18 protein-coding genes and 2 tRNA genes are annotated in these 20,872 nt (G+C 73.6%); 4 read left to right on the forward strand and 16 right to left on the reverse strand.

Translation table 11 applies throughout. The features are described 5' to 3' along the window. Positions 1 to 96: 96 nt before the first annotated feature. From AB0G14_RS31735 to AB0G14_RS31760, 6 genes are all read right to left on the reverse strand, one after another. Complete coding sequence (locus AB0G14_RS31735) at positions 97 to 645, reverse strand: YbaK/EbsC family protein (RefSeq protein WP_350702718.1); 549 nt, start codon at positions 643 to 645, stop codon at positions 97 to 99. Positions 646 to 770: 125 nt separating this feature from the next. Beyond that, on the reverse strand, positions 771 to 965 hold the full coding sequence (locus AB0G14_RS31740) for a hypothetical protein (RefSeq protein WP_357703815.1): 195 nt from the start codon (positions 963 to 965) through the stop codon (positions 771 to 773). Between the two features lie 37 nt (positions 966 to 1,002). Next, positions 1,003 to 1,788 carry an NAD(P)H-binding protein gene (locus tag AB0G14_RS31745; RefSeq protein WP_357703817.1) on the reverse strand — a complete coding sequence of 262 codons (786 nt, stop codon included), beginning with the start codon at positions 1,786 to 1,788 and terminating at the stop codon, positions 1,003 to 1,005. A 139-nt stretch (positions 1,789 to 1,927) separates the two neighbouring features. Then, entirely contained in the window at positions 1,928 to 2,569 is a 642-nt protein-coding gene (locus AB0G14_RS31750; RefSeq protein ID WP_357703819.1) for a GAP family protein, read from the reverse strand. A 178-nt stretch (positions 2,570 to 2,747) separates the two neighbouring features. Next, positions 2,748 to 4,148: an MFS transporter gene (locus AB0G14_RS31755; protein WP_357703821.1), complete on the reverse strand. Its 1,401-nt coding sequence runs from the start codon at positions 4,146 to 4,148 to the stop codon at positions 2,748 to 2,750. Positions 4,149 to 4,302: 154 nt separating this feature from the next. Continuing rightward, positions 4,303 to 4,437, reverse strand: a complete 135-nt coding sequence (locus tag AB0G14_RS31760; protein ID WP_357703844.1) for a hypothetical protein — start codon at positions 4,435 to 4,437, stop codon at positions 4,303 to 4,305. A gap of 219 nt (positions 4,438 to 4,656) precedes the next feature. On the opposite strand from AB0G14_RS31760, the gene AB0G14_RS31765 reads away from it, so the two are divergent. Beyond that, a complete protein-coding gene (locus tag AB0G14_RS31765) occupies positions 4,657 to 9,162 on the forward strand; it encodes an HAD-IC family P-type ATPase (RefSeq protein WP_357703823.1) in 4,506 nt (1,501 codons plus the stop codon). Between the two features lie 391 nt (positions 9,163 to 9,553). On the opposite strand, the gene AB0G14_RS31770 is transcribed toward AB0G14_RS31765, so the two are convergent. Both AB0G14_RS31770 and AB0G14_RS31775 read right to left on the reverse strand, forming a co-directional pair. Further along, positions 9,554 to 9,973, reverse strand: coding sequence for a CBS domain-containing protein (locus AB0G14_RS31770; protein ID WP_357703825.1), 420 nt, complete (start codon positions 9,971 to 9,973; stop codon positions 9,554 to 9,556). 123 nt (positions 9,974 to 10,096) lie between these two features. Then, positions 10,097 to 11,080 (reverse strand): L-threonylcarbamoyladenylate synthase, encoded by a 984-nt coding sequence (locus AB0G14_RS31775; RefSeq protein WP_357703827.1) that lies wholly within the window; start codon positions 11,078 to 11,080, stop codon positions 10,097 to 10,099. Between the two features lie 254 nt (positions 11,081 to 11,334). Here AB0G14_RS31775 and AB0G14_RS31780 point away from each other — a divergent pair, with 254 nt between their 5' ends. Then, positions 11,335 to 11,961, forward strand: a complete 627-nt coding sequence (locus AB0G14_RS31780; RefSeq protein ID WP_357703829.1) for a hypothetical protein — start codon at positions 11,335 to 11,337, stop codon at positions 11,959 to 11,961. Between the two features lie 458 nt (positions 11,962 to 12,419). On the opposite strand, the gene AB0G14_RS31785 is transcribed toward AB0G14_RS31780, so the two are convergent. The 6 genes from AB0G14_RS31785 to gyrB form a co-directional block, all read right to left on the reverse strand. Next, positions 12,420 to 12,495, reverse strand: a tRNA-Ala gene (locus AB0G14_RS31785). Between the two features lie 27 nt (positions 12,496 to 12,522). Further along, positions 12,523 to 12,651: a DLW-39 family protein gene (locus AB0G14_RS31790; RefSeq protein ID WP_320068343.1), complete on the reverse strand. Its 129-nt coding sequence runs from the start codon at positions 12,649 to 12,651 to the stop codon at positions 12,523 to 12,525. Positions 12,652 to 12,696: 45 nt separating this feature from the next. Continuing rightward, positions 12,697 to 12,770: transfer RNA gene (locus AB0G14_RS31795), tRNA-Ile, on the reverse strand. 219 nt (positions 12,771 to 12,989) lie between these two features. Continuing rightward, positions 12,990 to 13,889: a DUF3566 domain-containing protein gene (locus AB0G14_RS31800; RefSeq protein WP_357703831.1), complete on the reverse strand. Its 900-nt coding sequence runs from the start codon at positions 13,887 to 13,889 to the stop codon at positions 12,990 to 12,992. A gap of 4 nt (positions 13,890 to 13,893) precedes the next feature. Then, complete coding sequence (gyrA, locus tag AB0G14_RS31805) at positions 13,894 to 16,413, reverse strand: DNA gyrase subunit A (protein ID WP_357703833.1); 2,520 nt, start codon at positions 16,411 to 16,413, stop codon at positions 13,894 to 13,896. Between the two features lie 130 nt (positions 16,414 to 16,543). Next, positions 16,544 to 18,490: a DNA topoisomerase (ATP-hydrolyzing) subunit B gene (gyrB, locus tag AB0G14_RS31810; RefSeq protein WP_357703835.1), complete on the reverse strand. Its 1,947-nt coding sequence runs from the start codon at positions 18,488 to 18,490 to the stop codon at positions 16,544 to 16,546. Positions 18,491 to 18,997: 507 nt separating this feature from the next. Between gyrB and AB0G14_RS31815 the strand changes: the two genes are divergently transcribed. Beyond that, a complete protein-coding gene (locus tag AB0G14_RS31815) occupies positions 18,998 to 19,552 on the forward strand; it encodes a hypothetical protein (RefSeq protein ID WP_350677718.1) in 555 nt (184 codons plus the stop codon). Here the strand turns inward: AB0G14_RS31815 and AB0G14_RS31820 are convergent. Next, on the reverse strand, positions 19,537 to 20,043 hold the full coding sequence (locus tag AB0G14_RS31820; RefSeq protein ID WP_357703838.1) for a MarR family transcriptional regulator: 507 nt from the start codon (positions 20,041 to 20,043) through the stop codon (positions 19,537 to 19,539). The genes AB0G14_RS31815 and AB0G14_RS31820 overlap by 16 nt on opposite strands. Positions 20,044 to 20,125: 82 nt before the next feature. Between AB0G14_RS31820 and AB0G14_RS31825 the strand changes: the two genes are divergently transcribed. Then, the gene (locus AB0G14_RS31825; RefSeq protein WP_357703840.1) at positions 20,126 to 20,353 is read left to right on the forward strand and encodes a hypothetical protein; all 228 of its coding nucleotides are present in this window, start codon (positions 20,126 to 20,128) and stop codon (positions 20,351 to 20,353) included. A gap of 27 nt (positions 20,354 to 20,380) precedes the next feature. Here the strand turns inward: AB0G14_RS31825 and AB0G14_RS31830 are convergent. Then, positions 20,381 to 20,872, reverse strand: a 492-nt coding sequence (locus AB0G14_RS31830; protein ID WP_357703842.1) for a DciA family protein, incomplete at its 5' end; no start/stop codon positions are given.

The following is a 20,872-nucleotide window of genomic DNA, read 5'->3' on the forward strand; positions in this document are numbered from 1 at the left end:
GGCCTTCCTGCATCACTACAATCACCACCGACCCCACACCGCAACCGGCGGCAAGCCGCCCATCACCAGGTTGACCAACGTCCCTGGGCAGTACAGCTAGGCCGGTCGGGCCAGGTCCTCCACCACGCGGGCGCCGGGCAGCGCGCCGAGCGCCGGCCCCGGCAGCGCGATCTTGCTGTGCCGTACGCCGGACCCGATGATCACGTGCGGCGTGGCGACCACCCGGGAGTCGACCAGGATCGGCCACTGCTCCGGCAGGCCGATCGGGGTGATGCCGCCGTACTCCATGCCGGTCAGCTCCACCGCGTCGGCCATCGGCGCGAAACTCGCCTTGCGGACGTCGAGCGCCCGGCGGGCCACCCCGTTCACATCGGCGCGGGTGGTGGCGAGCACGACGCAGGCCGCGTAGCGGACGACCCCCTCGCGCTTGCCGGCCACCACCACGCAGTTCGCCGACACGTCCAACCCCACCTCGTACGCCGCGCAGAAGGCGGCGGTGTCGGCCAACTCGGCGTCGATCGGCGCCACCAGCACGTCGTCGACGTCCACCGGAGCGTCGGCGGGCCACTGCCCGATGGCGGCGGCGACCGGCGGGGCGAGCAGGTCGAGCCGGGTCCGGGCGGGTTCGGTCTTCAGCGTCCCCATCACGTCTGCGATCCTCGCACCGCTCCACCCGCCCCGCCCACCGGAGCCCGGCCCGTCCCGGGGACCGGTCACCCGAACCGGGGACTGCCCGCCCGGCGAGCGGTCACCGGGCGGTCGGACGTCGGTCAACTGCCGGTGAGGAAGCCGTTCTCGCGGAGCAGCGTCCGATCCCGCGCGGCGGCCATCTCCTCCGCCCGCTCGGCCTGGATCCGGCGCACCTCCATCTCCTCCAGGGCGTGGCGGATGGCGAGTCGGATGACGCCGTACAGGAAGACGAACCCGGCGACGTAGAGGATGACGGTGGCGACCATGGCGAACATGGCGTCACGGTAGGCCGGACGTGAACGCGCGGGCCGTTCATCTTGCGCCGGTTCCCCCGTACGTGTCGGCAAGGTGGTCGGCCCAGGTCCGGACACCCGTCGGGGTCGCCTCGGTGACCAGGCCGCCGGAGCGCAGGGCGCGGCCGACCTTCCCCGGGATCCGCACCGGCAGCAGCGGGCGGCGGGACCGCCGGGCGGCGTTCCAGGCCCGGACCGCCTCGTCGAAGCGGATCACCTCCGGCCCGCCGTACTCCTCGATGCCGTGCAGCGGACCGGCCGTGAGCCGCTGGACCAGCCGGCCCGCGACCTCGCCGGGGTCGACCGGCTGGGCGAGCACCGCCGGGTCGCCGATCACCGGGCCGAACCGGCTCGCGCCGCGCAGCATGCCGTCGAGGAACTCGGGGAACTGGGTGGCCCGCAGCACCGTCCAGGGCACCGGCCCGGCCGCCACGACCTGCTCGGCGGCGAGTTTGTGCCGGTAGTAGGGGATCGGGACCCGGTCCACCCCGACGATCGAGACGTAGCCGAGGTGCCGTACGCCCGCCCGGCCGGCGGCGACGACCAGCCGGCGGGTGCCGAGCACGTCGACCCGGTGGGTCTGCCGCCCCCGGTTCGGCGACGAGGCCAGGTGCAGCACGGCGTCCACGCCGGCCACCGCCTCGGGCAGTCCTTCCCCGGTGGCCAGGTCGACCACCACCCACTCCGCCGACGGATCGGTACGCGGCCGCCGGCTCGCCGCCCGCACGCTCCAGCCCTCGTCGCGCAGCCGCGGCAGCACCACCCGCCCGAGCCGACCGCCCGCCCCGGTGACCAGCACCCGCATGGTTTCCCCCTTCTCCGGCGTCCCGCGCCCGCCGCGCGGCCACCGGGCTGACGGCGCCGCCCCGCCGGACGTGACCGGCTGTGCGTCGGCTCACCCGAGCAGATCGACCACCGGCATGGCGTGACCGGCCGTGCCCCACTCACCGGAGCAGGTCGGCCGCCGTCATCAGCACGAAGAACCCGATCACGATCTCGCTGACCACCCAGGAGTGCTGCCGGGCCCAGTCCCGGATCCGGGGCAGCACCGTCGCGGCCCGGTGCCCGAGCAGCAGCAGCGCCAGCAGGGGCAGGGCCAGCAACGCGAGGGTGAGCAAAACGAACGGCAGCAGGTGCCACCAGGGCAGGTCGTGCCGGGCGACGCTCGCCCCCACGGTGACCATCGTGAGGTCGTCCGACGGCATGGCCAGGAAGAGCAGCACGCCGAGCCGCAGCGCGTAGCCGGGGCTGGCCCGCTGGAGCCCGCCCATCCACTTCGGCGTGCCCGCGGTGTGCCGGCGCAGGAAGACGACCACCGCCAGAACGACCAGCAGCGCCAGCACCACCACGTCGATCCGGCTCTCGACCGCGCGGCGCCCGCCCCCACCGGCCCCGACGTTGACCTTCACAGCCCGGGTGACCAGCCAGCTCACCGTCACCCCGCCCGAGACCACGAGCCCCGCGCCGGCCAGGTAGCCCAGCGAGGCGGCACGCGGCCGGTCGGCCGAGGCGAGGAAGACCGCCGCGACCAATTGGGTCCCGGCGACCATCACCACGGCCATCGGCAGGATGGTCAGGAAGTTCATCGCCCGCCCATCCTCCCGGTCGCGCCGTCCGTCCCGGGTCGATTCGCCACATTGCCGGTGCCGGCCGGGGGCGGACGGCGGCAAGCCCGGAGCCGGCGCATCCCACCACGCATCCGGCCGGACACGGGGCCCGGCCGGACACGGGGCCCGGCCGAATGCACGGCCAGCAGGACGCGGTTCAGCCGGACGCGCGAACTCCGGACGCCCCGGGCACCACCCGGCCCGCGAGCAGGACGCCCACCAGGGCCAGCCCGCTCGCCACCGCGAGCGTGCCAGCGTAGCTGCCCGGTCCCGGGGCCGCGCCGGCGGCGAGCACCGCGCCGGTGAGCGCCAGCACGGTCGCCGCGAAGAGCGAGTCGCCCAGTTGCAGGGACGAGCTGTTGCGGCCCTGCTCGCCCGGGGCGGACAGCTCCAGGGTGAGCACCGACAGCGAGGGGTAGAGCAGCCCCATGCCGAGCCCCGCGCCGGCCCAGCCGAGCACCCCGACCCACACCGGCACCGCCGGCACGACGGCGATCGTCACCACGGCGATGCCGGCCGTGATGCAGGCCAGCCCCGCTCTCGGCAGGGTGGCCCGGGAGCGCGGCGCGCGCATCCGCCCCTGCGCCCAGGAGCCCGCCGACCAGGCGAGCGCGCCGGTGGTGAGGACCAGGCCGGCCGCCGTCGGCGACAGCCCACGCTCCCGGGAGAGCATCAGCGGGATCACCACCTCGGCGCCGACGAACGCCGCCGAGGCCAGCCCACGCAGCCCGATCACCGTCGGCAGGCCCCGGCCGGCCCGCAGGAACCCGGCCGGCAGCAGCCGCGGCGCGCAGACCAGCAGACCGACCAGCGCCAGGGCCACCAGGCCGACGGCGGTGGCGCCGCGCTGCTGGCCCCCGATGTGCAGCAGTGCGGCGCTCACCCCCGCCCCGCAGGCCCAGCCGATCCGAGCCGCCGCGCCGGCCGGCGGTCCCGCCGTCGTCGTGGCCGCGCCGATCGCGCGCAGCCCGGGGTGGATCAGCAGCACCGCCGGCACCGCCACCACCGGCACCGCCAGGAAGACCCACCGCCAGCCGAGGTGCTCCACGATCAGGCCGGCCAGCGCCGGCCCGACCAGCGACGGTACGACCCATGCGGCGGCGAACGCCGCGAAGATCCGCCGGTGCAGCGTCTCCGGGTACGCCTGCCCGACGATGACGTAGAGCGCCACCGAGAGCAGGCCGGAACCGAACCCCTGCACGATCCGGCCGGCCACCAGTGCGCCCATGGCCGTGGCACTGCCGGCGACGACCAGTCCCACCACGAACCAGACGAGCCCGTGCCACATCGGCGCCCTGGGGCCCCGGGCGTCGCACCAGATGCCGGAGGCCACCATCGCGAGCACGCCGGCCGCGAACGGGCCCCCGAAGGCGATCCCGTAGAGGGCCAACCCGTCGAGGCTGCGGGCGACGGTCGGCATCGCGGTGCCCACCGCGAGCGCCTCGAACGCGAGCAGCGAGACCAGCGCGACGCTGCCGACCGTCATCGCCCGCAGCCGGGGCGCGAAGAGGCCGGCCGCGGGCGGTACCGGGACGGTCGGCGCCGCCGTGGCGGTCATCGCCGGCCCGCCGGACGGGGCAGCCGGAGCAGCCGGTGGCGGGCGCGGACCCGGGGGTCCGCCGGGCCCACCAACCCGGAGCGGAGCAGTTCGATCAACATGGGGTCAGCCTCCGACCTCAACCCGCATTGAGGTCAAGGGTGACCCACCTCTCTCAGGCCGCCTCCAGCGCATCGAGCTTGTCCGGCGGCGGGACGGCGACCTCCCCCAGCCCCGGGATCTCCACCCGCCGGGTGAACGCCCGGATCGTCTCGTGCGCCCCGCTGAGCGGTCGCGTCAGTGTGCTCATCCCGGCCTCCCCGATGACGGTGACAGTGGATCCGGGATTCCACCGGCGCGGCCGTCCATGCACCGCCGGTGGGGAGAAACTTCCCCTGCTCGGAGGGCATAACGGACGGTCCGCCGGGAAGCCAGGGCGCCGGAGCGGAGGCGTGGGAGGCGAGATGGCGTACGGCGGGAGCAGCAGCAGCGGGGGGCCTGGCCGGCGCCTGTCCGGTCGTACGCCTCGATGACCTCGCTGGGCCGCGCCGCCGGCCGGCTCCTGCCGTCGGTCGCCGTGCCGCAGGTCGTCGGCGAGGCGTCCCGGACCGTCGGCGCCGCCGCCACCCGGCTGGCCCGGGTGGCCGGGCTGACCAAGCGTCGGGTCTGGTCCCGGCCCGGGCGGCACCACATCGAGGTGCACGGCGTCTGCCAGGACGGCGGCGACACCCTCGCCCGGCAGGTCGAGGCGGCGCTGGAGCGGATGCCGGGGGTGGAATGGGCCCGGGTCAACGCCCCGTCGGGCCGGGTGGTCGTGGCCGTCGGTACGCCGGAGCCGAGCCTGCGCGACCTCGTCGCGACCGTCGCCCGCGCGGAACGCACCTGCCCGCACGAGCCGGACCCGGAGATCCCTCCGCCGCACCCTCCCGAGGAGGGGCCGCGCACGCCGCGCACCCTCGGCGGGCTGGCCTCCGACGCCCTCGGCCTGACCATCTCCGCCGCCACGAGGATCCTGCCGTTCACGCCGGTGCCCGGGGAGGTCGCCGGGCTGCTCGGCGCAGTCGACCTGCACCCGAGGCTGCACGCGCTGGCCGACCGGGGCCTGCGCGCCGATCCGCGCGCCGACCTGCTGTTCCCGCTGGCCGAGGCGGTCGTGCAGGGCCTGACCGGCGGCTGGACCGGGATCGTGCTCGACGGCGCGCAGCGGGTGGTGCAGTGGGGTGAGGCGCGGGCCCAGCTCCGGGCCTGGGCGCAGGCGGAGCCACGGCTGACCGGGGACCCGGAGCGGGCCGTCGCCCGGACGCCGAAGGTCGAGCGTCCCCGCCCGAAGCCGGACGGCCCGGCCGAGAAGTACGTCGTCCGGATGCTCACCGCCGGCGCCGCCGCCGCAGCCGCCGCCACGCCCGTGGTGGGCCGGAAGCGGGCCGCCGCGCTGGGGCTCTCCGCGCTGCCGAAGGCTCCCGGCAGCGGCCGCGAGGGCTACGCCGCGCAGCTCGGCCGGATCATCGCCCGGCGCGGGGTGATCGCGATGGACCGCAGCGTGCTGCGCGAGCTCGACCGGATCGACACGCTGGTGCTGGACGCGGCGGTGCTCGGCTCCGACCGGGGCGTGCTGGCGGACCTGGCGCCGCTGGACGGGGCGGACGTCGGACAGGTGGCGACGCGCGCGTTCACGCTGTTCGACCCGGCCGCACCGTGGGAGCTGCGGCGCGCCGACGGCTGGCGGCTCGGGCCGCTGGACGCGCTGGACGCCGAGGACCCGGGTGACACCGCCGACAGCCGCCGGCTGCGCGAGGGCGGCGGATCCCTGCTCGGCCTGGCCGACGGCGACACCCTCGCCGCCGTGCTGCGGGTCGACCCGGAGCCCGCGCCGGGCGTGGACGCCCTGCCCACCGCCGCCCGCCAGGCCGGCCTGCGGGTGGTCGTGGCCGGCGACGACGACCGGCGGTACGGCTTCGCCGACGCCCACCTGCCCGGCGGCGACCGGTTGGCCGAGTCGGTGCGGACGCTGCAGTTCGCCGGGGCGGTGGTGATGGTGGTCTCCGGCGACCGGGCCGCGCTCGGCGTCGCCGACTGCGGCCTGGGGATCTTCGCCCCAGAGGACCTGCCGCCCTGGGGCGCGCACCTGCTGGTCGGCACCGACCTGCGGGTGGTGGCGCTGCTGATCGAGGCGACCGGGGTGGCCCGCCGGATGACCCGGCAGAACCTCGGCCTGGCCCTGGCCGGCACGGGCCTCGGCGCGCTGGGGGCGTTCACCGCCGCACCCGCGCAGCTGCCCGGCCGCTCCCTCTCCGCAGTGAACGGCGCGGCCGCGCTGGCCTTCGCGCACGGCGTCGTACGGGCGCGCCGCCTGCCCGACCGGACGGACGCCCCGGCGCCGGCGGTCACCGCCTGGCACCTGATGCCGTCCTCGGCCGTCCTCGACCAGCTCGGCACCGCGCCGGGCGGGCTGGCCACGGCCGAGGCCGAGCACCGCCGGAGCGGCGGGACCGGGCAGCCCGCCGGGCCGACCGGGCTGCTGCGCGCCTTCGTCGACGAGCTGGCCAACCCGCTGACGCCGGTGCTCGCCGCCGGGGCGGTGCTCTCCGCCACCTTCGGCTCGCTGGTCGACGCCGCCCTGGTCGGCGGGGTGGTCGGCGGGTCCGCGCTGCTCGGCGCGGTGCACAGGCGCAACACCGAGCGGTCGCTGGCCGAGCTGCTGTCCCGCTCGGCGGTGACCGCCCGGGTGCGCCGGGAGGGCGCGGAACGGGTGCTGCCCGCCGAGGACCTGGTGCCGGGGGACGTCATCATCCTCGAATCGGGGGACGCCGTCCCGGCCGACTGCCGGGTGCTGGAGTCGGCCGGCCTGGAGACCGACGAGTCCTCGCTCACCGGCGAGTCGCTGCCGGTCGGCAAGACCGACCAGCCGGTCGTCGCCGCGGCGGTCGCCGACCGGCGGTCGATGCTCTACGAGGGCACCACCGTCGCCGCCGGCCACGGCACGGCGGTGGTGGTGGCGACGGGCGCGGACACCGAGGCCGGGCGGAGCCTGGCGATGGCCCGGCAGGCCCCTCCGGCGAGCGGCGTGGAGGCCCGGCTGGGCAGGCTGACCCGGGCGGCGATCCCGCTGGCCGCCAGCTCGGCGGTGGCGGTGGCCGGCGCGGGCCTGCTGCGGGGCGTGCCGCTGGCGGAGACCGCCGCGACCGCCGCGAACCTGGCGGTCGCCTCCGTGCCGGAGGGGCTGCCGTTCCTGGTCAGCGCCGCCCAGTTGGCCGCCGCGCGGCGGCTGGCGGAGCACGGCGCGCTGGTCCGCAACCCACGCACCATCGAGGCGCTCGGCCGGGTGGACGTGCTCTGCTTCGACAAGACCGGCACGCTCACCGAGGGGAAGCTGATGCTCGCCGGGGTCGGCGACGACAGCCGGTACGCCTCGGTCGACCGACTCGACGACGGTCAGCGCGCCACCCTCGCCGCCGCCCTGCGGGCCACCCCGGCCGCCGCCGACCCGCACGAGCTGGCCCAGCAGACCGACCGCGCCGTCCGCTACGGCGCCCAGGCGGCGGGGGTGGTCGAGCAGACCGACGCGGACGGGTGGGAGGCGGTCGGCGGCCTGCCGTTCGAGCCGTCCCGCGGCTACCACGCCACGGTGGGGCGCAGCGGGGGCCTGCTGCTGCTCAGCGTGAAGGGGGCGCCGGAGTCGGTGCTGCCCCGATGCTCCGCCTGGCGTACGCCGGGGGGACGCGACGAGCCGCTCGACGACAAGGGACGCAACGGGCTGCACGCGACGCTCGCCGACCGGGCCGGGGCGGGGCACCGGATCCTCGCCGTGGCGGAGTGCCCGGTCTCGTCGCCCGGCGTCACCGACGAGCAGGTGCGCGACCTGACCTTCCTCGGCTACCTGGCCCTCGCCGACGGGGTGCGGGAGAGCGCCGCCCCGGCCGTACGCCGGATCCGCCAGGCCGGCGTGCACACCATCATGATCACCGGAGACCACCCGGCGACCGCCGCGGCGATCGCGGCCACCATCAGCGAACACGACGAGCAGCGGGTGGTCACCGCGACGGAACTCGACCAGCTCGACGACGAGGCCCTCGCGGCCCGGCTGGCCGCCACGGACGTGGTGGCCCGGTGCACCCCCGCGCACAAGGTGCGCATCATCCAGGCGTTGCAGAAGTGCGGGCGTACGGTCGCGATGACCGGGGACGGCGCCAACGACGCGCCGGCGATCCGGCTGGCCGACGTGGGCATCGCGCTCGGCCAGCGGGGCACCCCGGCGGCCCGCGCGGCCGCCGACCTGGTGGTCACCGACGACCGGTTGGAGACCATCATCGCCACCCTGGTCGAGGGCCGGGCGATGTGGTCCTCGGTACGCCACGCGCTCAGCATCCTGGTCGGCGGCAACCTCGGCGAGATCACGTTCAGCGTGCTCACCGCCGCCGCCACCGGCCGGTCGGCGCTCACCGGGCGACAGCTCCTCCTGGTCAACCTGCTCACCGACCTCGCTCCGGCGCTGGCGATCGCGATCCGGCCCCCGGCCGCGGACCGCACCGACGGCCTGCTGCGGGAGGGCCCGGACACCTCCCTCGGCGAGACGATGACCCGGGAGATCGGGCTGCGCGCGGCCGCCACCACGCTGGGCGCCACCGCCGGCTGGACGCTGGCCCGCTACACCGGGCGGCCCCGGCGGGCGGGCACGGTTGCGCTGGTGTCGCTGGTCGGCACCCAGCTCGGGCAGACCGTGCTGGCCGGCGGCACCAGCCCGGCCGTGCTCGCCTCCACCGCCGTGTCGCTCGGAGCGCTGGCGGTGGTCGTGCAGACGCCGGGGGTCAGCCAGTTCTTCGGCTGCACGCCGCTCGGCCCGGTCGGCTGGACCATCGCCACGGGCTCGGCGCTCGGCGCGACCTTCGCCAACGGCGCGCTCACCCGCCTGGTGGAACGCCTGCCGCAGTCCGGCCCGCACGGCGCGGAACAATCCGACGGCGGCGCGGGCGGCGCGGGCGGCGCGGACGACGCGGACGACGCGGACGGCGCGGGCGACGCGGCGTCGCAGCGGTGACCGCCGCTTGAGCCGTCGGCCCTTCCCTGTCGACGCTGTCGAGCTGCCCCACAAACGGGGCAGGCCCGTCCGCCTCAGCCCGTCGGCGTCAGCCGTGGGCCCCGACCCCCGTGGGCGTCACCGGTGAACTTCACCTGGACCCGGCCGCCCGGCCCGTGGCTTCACCTGGCTGCCCCGCCCACCGGTCTCATGGACGGGGCAGCTCGACAGGACCCCGGCCGGGCCGGTCAGGAGCCGTCCGGCGCGTCGGGCAACAACCTGGCAAGGGGCTGATCCCCCAGCGGCCGATCGCCGCCTCCCGGCCGGGCCGGAGAACGGCGGCCGAATCCCCGTACAAAAATCGCCGCCTCCCGGTCGGGGCCGGAGGGCGGCGACCGGTCGTGTCGTGCGGTCAACCGCGCTCGGAGATGGCCTCGATGAGGTCACCCACGGGACGCTCGGGCAGGGAGCGGGCCACGTCGGCGACGGCCACGATGCCGACGAGCACGTGCCCGTCGATCACCGGCAGCCGGCGCACCTGGTGCTGGCTCATGGTCCGCAGGATCTCGGTCGCGTCGTCGTCGGCGCCGATGGTCACCGCCTCGCCCTGGGCCAGCTCACCGGCGGTGACGCTGCCCGGATCGCGGCCCTCGGCGAGCACCTTGACCACGATGTCGCGGTCGGTCAGCATCCCCTTGAGCCGGTTGTCGTCCCCGCAGATCGGCAGCGAACCCACGCCCAGCCGGGCCATCTGCTTGGCAGCCGTCCTGAGGTCGTCCTGCTCACGGATGCAGGTCACGTCGTCCGTCATGATCTCGCGTGCGGTCGGCATTGGCATGACACCTCACTTCCGGGGGGGGTGTTGCCGTTTCTCCTACCCCCGCCGCCCCGGCCATGCACCGGGCCGGATGCGCGGACCCGCGAGGCGTCGAGCCCGCCGCCCCCCGGTCGGGCGTCAGTCCGCCGGCTGCCAGGTGGCGGCGGCGCGGCGCAGCCGGTCGTTGATCGCGCGGCCGACGCCGACCTCCGGAACCGGCTCGACCACGATCTCGCCGACCCCGGTGGCGTCCAGTTCGTGCAGCGCGTCGAACAGCCGCGCGGCGGCCTCGGTCAGGTCACCGGCGGCGGAGAGCACCTCGACCGCCGCCCAGTCGCCCGCCGGCGGCTCGCGGAAGGCCAGGAAGCCGCGCCGGACCCCGTCGGCCGTCGGCGGCTCCCCGCCCGACGCCAACCGCAACGGCGTACGCGGGGCGTAGTGCGCCGCCAGCGTGCCGGGCGCGACCGGCTGCCCCGAACTGCCGGGGCGTACGGTCACCGGGCCGACGGCCTCCTCCAGCGCCTCCAGCGGCAGCGCGCCGAGCCGCAGCACCACCGGCCGCTCGCCCCGGGCGTCCACGATGGTCGACTCGATCCCGCACCGCGTCGGCCCGCCGTCGAGCACCACGTCCACGGCCGCGCCCAGGCCCCGCACCACGTGCTCGGCCCGGGTCGGGCTGAGCTGACCGAACCGGTTCGCGCTCGGCGCCGCCACCGGCACCCCGGCCTCGGCGATCAGCGCCCGCGCGTACGTGTTGTCCGGCACCCGGACCGCCATCGTCGCCAGCCCGGAGGTGACGATCGGCGGGATCGCCGCCGGCCGGTCCACGATCAGCGTGAGCGGCCCCGGCCAGAAGCGCTCGGCCAGCGTCGCCACCACCGGCGGCACCGCCCCGACCAGCTTCTCCAGCTCGGCCGCGTCGGCGAGGTGCGTGATCAGCGGGTCGAAGCTGGGCCGCGCCTTGGCCTCGAAGATCCGGGCGGCCGCACGGGGGTCCAGCGCGTTCGCGCCGAGCCCGTAGACGGTCTCGGTGGGAAAGGCCACCAGCCCGCCGGTACGCAGGACGGAGGCGGCCTCGGCGATGCCGCTGTCGGCCGCGAGCACGCGCGGGGATCCGGTCACGCTCCGACGCTAACGTGCCGGGCCGGGCGGAGCGCAGGCGGCCACCGACGTCACCGCGCTGTCCCACGGCGGCACGTGCCGGTGGGGCTCCGGCTCGTGGGGCCGCGCGTCGCAACTCCGCACGTCTGCCTACCACGGTCGTCCGGCCCGTGGGGGAAGACCTCGAATCAGCCGGTACGCAGGGGTCGACCATGGTTACCTGACGGCGGGTCGCGCCCCACTTCACGAAGTGTTCATGGAGATACCACATCGGGGTGATTCTGTTGACAATAGGGACACTGGCCCGCCTGGGAGCAGCGACCATCCTGGCCGCCGCGATCGGCCTCGGATCGGCCGCACCGGCCTGGGCCGACACCACCATCAACATCGATCCAGCGGACGCCGGCACGACAGCGGCCGCGTTCGGCACTCAGAAATGCGATCCGAACCTCGGCGGTGGCCCCTTCCAGGGCGAGGACGTCTGGGTCTTCGCCCTGCCCTCTCCCAAGCAGCAGGGCACCTTCACCTCGCTGACCATCGAGTTCGCCACGGAGGGTGGCCCCGTCACGGAGACCATCACGACCACGCCCGCCGGCGACCGGGCGATCGTCGGCGACAAGGCGTGGATCAGGACGCCCGCCGGCCTGTCCGCGGCCGGGGAGCTGGTGAATCCGTTCGCCCTCACCAACGCGACGGCGGTGATCACGGGCACCGACGGCACCTTCGACCTGGCACAGACCTGCCCGGCGACCGGCGGGACAGCCCGTCCGAGCCTGCCCGTGACCGACACGGGGATCTCCGGCCCGGCGCTCGGCAGGCTCGCCGCGATGGGTGGCAGCCTCATCGCTGCCGGACTCGTGCTGCTGCTTCTCATGCGGGTGCGTCGCCGCTATGAGGCATGAGTTGCGCTTGAAACAGACCTGACCGCTGGACCGGAACCAGAGGCATGGCCCACGACGCGATGTCGTGGGCCATGCTGCCGTCGCATCCGCCAACGGGGCCCGGCGCTGCCCCTGCGGTCCGTGGACCTTTGCGGACTGTCCCCGCTACGCGGACGGGGACGGGGCCTCCGGTGGGCGGCCGGCCGCGTGTAGAGCGTCCGCGCCGGCGACACCCAGCAGCACGACGGCAGCGGCGATGGCGGCGAGCAGTGGCGGGCCGAAGACCAGCGGCAGAGCCAGCAGAGCGAGAGCGGCGCGTAGGTGACGCCGATTGACACCCGGATGACGCGGACACCTACGGCACGTGCTGCCGGCTCGGGCTCGCCAGGCGGCCTCGGCCGTCGACCGGATCTTAGGTGGGGAAGGGACGGCGTGACCGCTTGGCTGTAATCGGGACCGAGATCAATCAAGGAAAGTGCTGGTGGAGCCCAGGGGACTCGAACCCCTAACCCCTGCCTTGCAAAGGCAGTGCTCTGCCAGTTGAGCTAGGGCCCCGGGGCGGACGATGCCGCCGGTGCGCGATCAGCGCAGGTCGGGCGCGGTGGTCGCCTCGTGCCAGAGGGCGCGCTCGTCGTTGGAAGCCTTGATCTTCCTGGCGACCACGGCCGCCACCCCGACGACGCCGGCCAGGATCAGAAGCTTCTTGAACATTGGGGCCTACCCCTCGCGCTCGACTGCCGTCGGACGAATGTGCGGTGGGGCTAGCTGGAATCGAACCAGCGACCTCAGAGTTATCAGCTCTGCGCTCTAACCGACTGAGCTATAGCCCCGCGTAGCGACGAGCAACATTAACCCATCCGCCCGCCCGGCCCCAAATCGGGGGCCACCCGGACATCGGGTGTCGCCGTCGCCCCTGAACCTACCGGAGGCGCCGCGCCCGGCCCAGGCTATTTCGCCGGCCGCGCGGGCACGGCGCGCCCGGCGACTGCCCCCGACGCACGGTAGCCGGGGCTCCGCGCATCGGCGGTGCCCCGGCTACCCGAGGTGGATCAGTCGCGCTCGGCGAGGGTCAGCTCGATGCCCCCGACCAGGTCGGCGCAGACGTTGTAGACGAACGCCCCGAGCGTGGCGAGCGCCGTGAACAGCACGACGTTGACCAGGCCGATCAGCGCCGAGCTGAGGATCACGCCCTTGGCGGTGATCTGGAAGCCGCTGGTGCTCTGGCCGCCGCCCGCGCTGACCAGGTCGGTCAGGCTGTCGTTGACGCTGGTGAACACGCCCATCGCGTCGAGGGCCAGGTAGAGCACCGAGGTGGCCACCACCACGACGATGAAGAGCACCACCGAGACGGCGAAGGCGAACTTCATCACGGACCAGGGGTCGATCCGCTTGAGGTTCAGCCGGGCCCGGCGCGGTCCGCGCGACGCGGCCGAGCTGACCGACGTACGCGCTGCGCGTACCGCCTCGCCCACGCGCGCGGCCCCGACGGCGGCCGCGCCGCTGATGCCCGGCGGCAGGCCGCCGCCGTTGGCCGGCCGGCCGGCGCCGGTCGGCCGACCACCGTCCGGCTGCGGCTTGGCCGTGCCGGTGACACGGGGCTGGGTGCCGGTGGCAGTGCCCGTGACCCTCGGCTGTGTGCCGGTGGCGCCGGTCGACTGGCCGGCGCCGACCGTGAGCGGCTGTGTCGTCGTCGGCTTGGCGGCGGGGGCCGGCTTGTCGACCCCCACCGTCTCGGTCCTGTCCGCCGCGTCCGCGTCCTCCGAGGGCTTGTCCGGCGGCGGTGTCATGCCGGGAGCCCGGGTGAATTTCGGGGCAGGCGCGTCGGCGGGGACCGTCGCCCGGCCCACGGCCGCGCGGCCGGTCGCTGGTGTGCCGCTCTTGGCGGCCTCCTCGTCGACCGGGTTGGCCGAGGTCCCCGTGTTCCCCGACTTCGCCTGTGTCTCCGTCATTCAACTAGTCCTGTTCGTCAGGCTCGTCGGCATTGCGAGCAATCGCCACGATAGTCACGCCGTCCGGAAGGTCCATCAGCTTGACCCCCATTGTGTTCCGATCACGCGTACGGCGTACAGGCTTCACCGGAGTCCGAATGACACCACCGTTGCTGGTGATCGCGAACAGCTCGTCGTCCGGGTCGATCACCACCGCGCCGACCAGACCACCACGTCGCTCCGTGATCTTCGCAGTCAGCACGCCCTTACCTCCCCGGCCCTGGACCGGGTATTCCTCGATCGGGGTACGTTTCGCGTAACCCCCGTTCGTGGCCACCAGGACGTCCAGCCCCTCGCGGACCACCTCCATGGCCAGCAGGACGTCGTCCTCGCTGAAGCGCATGCCGATCACGCCCGAGGTGGCCCGACCCATCGGGCGCAGTGCCTCGTCGCTCGCGTTGAACCGGATCGCCTGCGCGTTCTTGGAGACCAGCAGCAGGTCCTCCTCCGGAGCGACGAGCGCCGCCCCGACCAGCTCGTCCTCGTCGCGCAGGTTGATCGCGATGATGCCGCCGGACCGGGGGGAGTCGAACTCCTCGAGCCTCGTCTTCTTCACCAGGCCGTTCTTCGTGGCGAGCACCAGGTAGGGAGCCACCTGGTAGTTCGGGATCTCGATGATCTGCGCGATCTGCTCGTCGGCCTGGAACGCGAGCAGGTTCGCCACGTGCTGGCCCTTGGCCACCCTACTGGCCTCGGGCAGCTCGTACGCCTTGGCCCGGTAGACCCGACCTTTGTTGGTGAAGAACAGGATCCAGTCGTGGGTCGAGCATACGAAGAAGTGGCTGACGATGTCGTCCTGCCGCAACGTCGCCCCGCTGACGCCCTTGCCGCCGCGCCGCTGGGAGCGGTAGAGGTCGACCTTGGTCCGCTTGGCGTAGCCGGTGCGGGTGATGGTGACGACCACGTCCTCGCGGGCGATGAGGTCCTCCATCGAGACCTCGCCCTCGAACGGCACGATCTTCGTCCGCCGGTCGTCGCCCCACTTGGCGACGATCTCGCCGAGCTCCTCGGAGACGATCTTCCGCTGCCGCTCGGGCTTGGCGAGGATGTCCTTGAGGTCGGCGATCTCCAGCTCCAGCTTGGCCAGGTCGTCCAGGATCCGCTGGCGTTCCAGCGCGGCGAGCCGGCGCAGCTGCATGTCCAGGATCGCGGTCGCCTGGATCTCGTCGATCTCCAGCAGCCGGATCAGGCCCTGTCGGGCGTCCTCCACCGTGGGCGAGCGCCGGATCAGGGCGATCACCTCGTCGAGGGCGTCCAGCGCCTTGGACAGGCCGCGCAGGATGTGCGCCCGCTCCTCGGCCTTGCGCAGCCGGAACGCCGTCCGCCGGCGGATCACGTCGATCTGGTGGTCGACGTAGTAGCGGATGAACTGGGCGAGGTTGAGCGTGCGCGGCACACCGTCGACCAGCGCCAGCATGTTGGCGCCGAAGGTCTCTTGGAGCTGGGTGTGCTTGTAGAGGTTGTTCAGCACCACCTTGGCGACGGCGTCGCGCTTGAGCACGAGCACGATCCGCATGCCCGTACGCCCGGAGGACTCGTCGCGGATGTCGGCGATGCCGGCGAGCTTGCCCTCCTTGATCAGCTCGGCGATCCGCTCGGCGAGGTTGTCCGGGTTGACCTGGTAGGGCAGCTCGCTGACCACCAGGCAGGGACGACCGCGCTTGTCCTCCTCGACCTCCACCACGGCGCGCATCCGGATCGAGCCCCGCCCGGTGCGGTAGGCGTCCTGGATCGCCTGGGTGCCGACGATGAGGCCGTGGGTGGGGAAGTCCGGGCCCTTGACGATGTCCAGCAGCGCGTCGAGGGTCGTGGCCTCGTCCTCGTCCGGGTGCTCCAGGCACCACTGCACCGCCGCGCCGATCTCACGCAGGTTGTGCGGCGGGATCTTGGTGGCCATGCCGACCGCGATGCCCTCGGAGCCGTTGACCAGCAGGTTGGGGATCCGCGACGGCAGGATGGTGGGCTCCTTGGCCCGGCCGTCGTAGTTGTCCTGCAGGTCGACGGTGTCCTCGTCGATGTCCCGCAACATCTCCATCGCCAGCGGGTCGAGCTTGCACTCGGTGTAACGCATGGCGGCGGCCGGGTCGTTGCCGGGCGAGCCGAAGTTGCCGTTGCCGTCGACCAGCGGATAGCGCAGCGACCAGGGCTGCGCCATCCGGACCAGGGCGTCGTAGATCGCCGAGTCGCCGTGCGGGTGGAACTGACCCATCACGTCGCCGACGACGCGGGAGCACTTCACGTAGCCGCGGTCCGGGCGGTAGCCGGAGTCGAACATGGCGTAGAGGATCTTGCGGTGGACCGGCTTGAGCCCGTCCCGGACGTCCGGCAACGCCCGCCCGACGATGACGCTCATCGCGTAGTCGAGGTAGGAGCGCTGCATCTCCACCTCGAGCCCGACCGGTTCGATGCGGTCGTGCGCGACGACGGCGCCGACCGTCTCGGGAACCTCGGGCTCGCTCGGTGTGGACTCGGGGATATCGGTCACTGTTAACCCTTATCAGACTCAGAGTCGTTTTCGTGCTGTGGATAACGGCTGTGGAAACCGGCCATGCTGTGGATAACTCTGTGGATCGCCGGGCCGACCGGTGGATGACCGGTCGGCCCGCCGAGCCCCGTCAGATGTCCAGGAACCGGACGTCCTTGGCGTTGCGCTGGATGAACGAGCGGCGCGCCTCGACGTCCTCACCCATCAGCACGCTGAACAACTCGTCGGCGGTTGCCGCGTCGTCGAGCGTGACCTGACGCAGCGTACGCGTCGCGGGGTTCATCGTGGTCTCCCACAGTTCCGGGTAGTTCATCTCGCCGAGACCCTTGAACCGCTGGATGTCGTCCGGCTTCGCGTTCGGCTTCTTCTGCTGGCGCAGCGCGATCAGCCCGTCCCGTTCCCGGTCCGAGTACGCGTACTGCGCGTCGTCGCCCCGCTTGTTCCACTTGATCTTGTAGAGCGGCGGGGCGGCCAGGTAGACGTGCCCCAGCTCGACCAGCGGGCGCATGAAACGGAAGAGCAGGGTGAGCAGCAGCGTCTGGATGTGCTGGCCGTCGACGTCCGCGTCGGCCATCAGCACGATCTTGTGGTAGCGCAGCTTCTCGATGTCGAAGTCGTCGTGGATGCCGGTGCCCAGCGCGGTGATCAGCGCCTGGACCTCGTTGTTCTTCAGCACCCGGTCGATCCGGGCCTTCTCCACGTTGAGGATCTTGCCGCGGATCGGCAGGATCGCCTGGGTCCGCGGGTCGCGGCCCTGCTTGGCCGAGCCGCCGGCCGAGTCACCCTCGACGATGAAGACCTCGGACTCGCGCGGATCGGTGGACTGGCAGTCGGCCAGCTTGCCGGGCATCGAGCCGGACTCCAGCAGCGACTTGCGCCGGGCCAGCTTGCGCGCCTGCTGGGCGGCGATCCGGGCCCGGGCGGCCTGGGACGCCTTCTGGATGATGATCTTCGCCTCGGCCGGGTTCCGGTCGAACCAGTCCACCAGCCACTCGTTGCAGACCCGCTGCACGAAGCTCTTCACCGGGGTGTTGCCGAGCTTGGTCTTGGTCTGGCCCTCGAACTGGGGGTTGGTGAGCTTGACCGAGATGATCGCGGCCAGGCCCTCGCGGATGTCCTCGCCGGAGAGCTTCTCGTCGCCCTTGAGCAGCTTCTTCTCCGCGCCGTACCGGTTGACGACGCTGGTCAGCGCGGCCCGGAAGCCCTCCTCGTGGGTGCCGCCCTCGTGGGTGTTGATGTTGTTGGCGAAGGTGTAGACCGACTCGCCGTACGACTCGTTCCACTGCATGGCGATCTCGACCGACATGCCCTCCTCCTCGGCGCCGAACTCGACCACCGTCCGGTGGATCGGGTTCTTCGAGGCGTTGAGGTGCCGGACGAAGTCCGCGATGCCGCCCTCGTATTGGAAGGTGACCTCGCGGATCTTGCCTTCCTCGCCCTCCGGAACCCGCTCGTCGAGCAGGTGGATGGTGAGGCCGCGGGTGAGGAAGGCCATCTCCTGGAGCCGCCGGTAGATGGTCTGGAAGTCGAAGTCGACCGTCTCGAACACGTCCGCGTCGGGCCAGAAGGCGACCGCGGAGCCCGTCCGGTCCGTCGTCTCGCCCTTCTCCAGCGGGGTCGGCTTGGAGTTGTGGTACTGCTGCCGCCAGACGAAGCCGGACTTGTGGATCTCCACCGCCATCTTCGTGGAGAGGGCGTTCACCACGGAGACGCCCACGCCGTGCAGGCCGCCGGAGACCGCGTACGCCTTGCCGTCGAACTTGCCGCCCGCGTGCAGCACCGTCAGCGCCACCTCGACACCCGGCTTCTTCAGCTTCGGGTGCAGGTCCACCGGGAAGCCCCGGCCGTTGTCGGTGACCCGGACCCCGCCGTCGGCGAGCAGCACCACGTCGATGGTGTCGCAGTGCCCGGCCAGCGCCTCGTCCACCGCGTTGTCGACGACCTCCCACACCAGGTGGTGCAGACCACGCTCGCCGGTCGACCCGATGTACATACCGGGCCGCTTGCGGACCGCCTCCAGACCCTCGAGAACGGTGATCGACTCTGCGCCGTACTCCTGCTTGTCCTGCGCTGCCACCCTCGGCCACTTTCTCGCGCCGTGTGCGCCTGGTGGCGCGTCGGGCGCGGGTTCGGCGGACAGGACGCGACGTCGGCACGCGGACCGGCACCGGGGACAATTCCGGGGTACGGGTCGAACGTGCCGGTCGCCGCGGTTGCCCGCGGATCGCGATCGGCTCGACCCGGCATGGAGAATGATCGCGGGCCCCGCACCGGGCCCGTGTCTCGTCGCTCCGCACCGGGTCTTCGTCTCGGGGTCAATCTTACTGTGCGGCAGCGACAGAACCACCACTCGGCACCCCTGCGAGGCGTCTCAGACCGACGTAGCCGGCCGAACCGCGCCGCCCTCGACTCCCCCTACACGCCAGGGCCCGATCGGGGGCGCGGCCGGCCGACGATCGGTGTCGGCCGGCGGGCAGGAGAGACGCGCCCCGCCGCGCCGACGGCCCGGCCTTGATCTTTTCCGGCCGGAACCGGACGATCGACCCGATCGAACCGACACACGCTCATTAAGAGGTGACACCAGATGGGGCTGGACAACGTCGCGGTGCAGTGGCCGCGGACCGGCCGCTTCTACGACCCGGTCGCGCCGGCGGAGTTCGTCGACTTCGGCGACATCGTCGACATGCCGCGCATCTCCGCGCCGACCGCGGCGCTCGCCGAGCTGATCGCCAAGACCGGCACCGTCCGGGCCACCGCGTACACCGAGCTGGTGGACCTGCTGCTCGGGCTCGAAGGTGTGCTCTACGCCACCGACGCCGCCGCCGAGGACGAGGACCCGGTGATCGACCCGGACGGCTGCGCCTGGATCGCCGGCGGCATCGAGCGGTTCGTGGCGGGCCACCGCCCGCACGGCGAGGCGGTGACCTTCGACTCGGTGAGCCAGGTGCTGCGGTCGCTGCTCGCCGACGGGCGGCTGGCCGAGCAGCAGTTGCGCTGGCTCGACAGCCGGCTGGACGCGCTGCGTGACGAGAGCGGCGCGCCGCCGCAGTGGAACTTCACCTGTGCCGAGCTGAGCGTGCTGGCCGCCTTCTACCGGCGCTGCGCCGACCGCGGCTTCGCCGTCTACGCCGACGCCTGACCCGGCGCCCCGCCCGACCCACGCGGGTCGGGCGGGGCCGCGGCGCCGGCGCGGTTGGCGGCGACGATGACCCGGGTCAGCACGGTGTGCAGGTGACGCAGGTCCGCGATCGGCAGGCCCAGCCGCTCGACGATCGCGGGCGGGATCTGCTCCGCGCGCTCCCGCAGGGCCTCGCCGGCCGGGGTCAGCGTCACCGCGAGGCTGCGCTCGTCGGCGGGATCGCGCTCCCGCCGGACGTAGCCATTCGCCTCCAGGCGCTTGAGCAGGGGCGACAGCGTGCCCGGGTCGAGCTGCAACAGGCGGCTGAGGTCGCGTACGGACAGTGGCGCGTACTGCCACAGGGCGAGCATCACCAGATATTGCGGGTGGGTCAGCCCCATCGGCTCCAACAGCGGCCGGTAGACCGCAACCACGCCGCGCGCGGCGACGGAGAGCGCGAAGCACACCTGCTGCTCCAGCGCCAGGGGATTCCCGTCGAAATCGTCGGGCACGGGCTGGACCTCCTCGTCGTCGTTGGTATCGTACCAATGGTTGGGGTACTAATTATTTGCGCGCTAACGGAAGGGTCAGTCGATGAGCGACGAGAAGCCGGCTCCGAAGGGCTCTGGCGAGGGTGGCTGGCTGATGGCGTGGGCCTTCCGGCGCTGGGCCGGCCCGCCGGAGGTGCAGGGCGCCGTGCAGGGTGGCTCCAACGAGGCCCGGGAGGCCTGGAAGCAGGACCTGGAGCGCCGCAAGCAGTGGAGCCGCGAGCAGCGGGAGCGCAAGCGCGCCGAGCGGGAGGCCCGGCGCGGCGGTCACTGACCGTCAGCCGTGGCGGTCACCCGACCGTCAGCCGTAGGTGTCCCGGGGGCCGCGTCCGCGTACCCGGCGGGGGCCCTTCGACCAGGAGGGCGCGGCGGGGCCGTGGATGTGCAGCTTGCGCACCACGTTGTGGCCGACCTCGCGGGCGATCTGCTGAAGCAGCGAGCCGGCCAGCAGCCGAAGCTGGGTGGCCCAGGCGGTCGACCGGGCCTCCACGGTCAGCTCGCCGTCCTCCAGCTTGACCGGCCGGCTGTGCTGGGCCACCTCCGGGCCCACCACCCGCTCCCAGGCGCCGAACACGGTCGCCTCCGCCGCCGGCTGCTGCCAGCCGCGCGCCTTCACCAGCCGGTTGAGCACCGCGCCGAGGGGCTGCGGGTCCCGCGGGTCCGGCCCCGGGCCCGAGTAGCCGCGCAGGCGACGCTGCGGGCCGCCGTCGCCGTCGCCGCCCGCGCCACCGCCGGGGGCACGCCGGCGCGTGCGCGCCGCCGCCTCCCGCCGGGCCCTGGCCGCGTCGAGCAC

Origin of the sequence: Micromonospora sp. NPDC023814 (genome assembly GCF_040639595.1) — a bacterium.
Taxonomy (GTDB): Bacteria; Actinomycetota; Actinomycetes; order Mycobacteriales; family Micromonosporaceae; genus Micromonospora.

Bases quoted from the DNA above. Each gene is read 5' to 3' on its own strand.
- AB0G14_RS31735 (WP_350702718.1), bottom strand. From the start codon at position 645: ATGGGGACGCTGAAGACCGAACCCGCCCGGACCCGGCTCGACCTGCTC.
- AB0G14_RS31740 (WP_357703815.1), bottom strand. From the start codon at position 965: ATGTTCGCCATGGTCGCCACCGTCATCCTCTACGTCGCCGGGTTCGTC.
- AB0G14_RS31745 (WP_357703817.1), bottom strand. From the start codon at position 1,788: ATGCGGGTGCTGGTCACCGGGGCGGGCGGTCGGCTCGGGCGGGTGGTG.
- AB0G14_RS31750 (WP_357703819.1), bottom strand. From the start codon at position 2,569: ATGAACTTCCTGACCATCCTGCCGATGGCCGTGGTGATGGTCGCCGGG.
- AB0G14_RS31755 (WP_357703821.1), bottom strand. From the start codon at position 4,148: ATGACCGCCACGGCGGCGCCGACCGTCCCGGTACCGCCCGCGGCCGGC.
- AB0G14_RS31760 (WP_357703844.1), bottom strand. From the start codon at position 4,437: ATGAGCACACTGACGCGACCGCTCAGCGGGGCGCACGAGACGATCCGG.
- AB0G14_RS31765 (WP_357703823.1), top strand. From the start codon at position 4,657: ATGACCTCGCTGGGCCGCGCCGCCGGCCGGCTCCTGCCGTCGGTCGCC.
- AB0G14_RS31770 (WP_357703825.1), bottom strand. From the start codon at position 9,973: ATGCCGACCGCACGCGAGATCATGACGGACGACGTGACCTGCATCCGT.
- AB0G14_RS31790 (WP_320068343.1), bottom strand. From the start codon at position 12,651: ATGTTCAAGAAGCTTCTGATCCTGGCCGGCGTCGTCGGGGTGGCGGCC.
- AB0G14_RS31800 (WP_357703831.1), bottom strand. From the start codon at position 13,889: ATGACGGAGACACAGGCGAAGTCGGGGAACACGGGGACCTCGGCCAAC.
- AB0G14_RS31815 (WP_350677718.1), top strand. From the start codon at position 18,998: ATGGGGCTGGACAACGTCGCGGTGCAGTGGCCGCGGACCGGCCGCTTC.
- AB0G14_RS31825 (WP_357703840.1), top strand. From the start codon at position 20,126: ATGAGCGACGAGAAGCCGGCTCCGAAGGGCTCTGGCGAGGGTGGCTGG.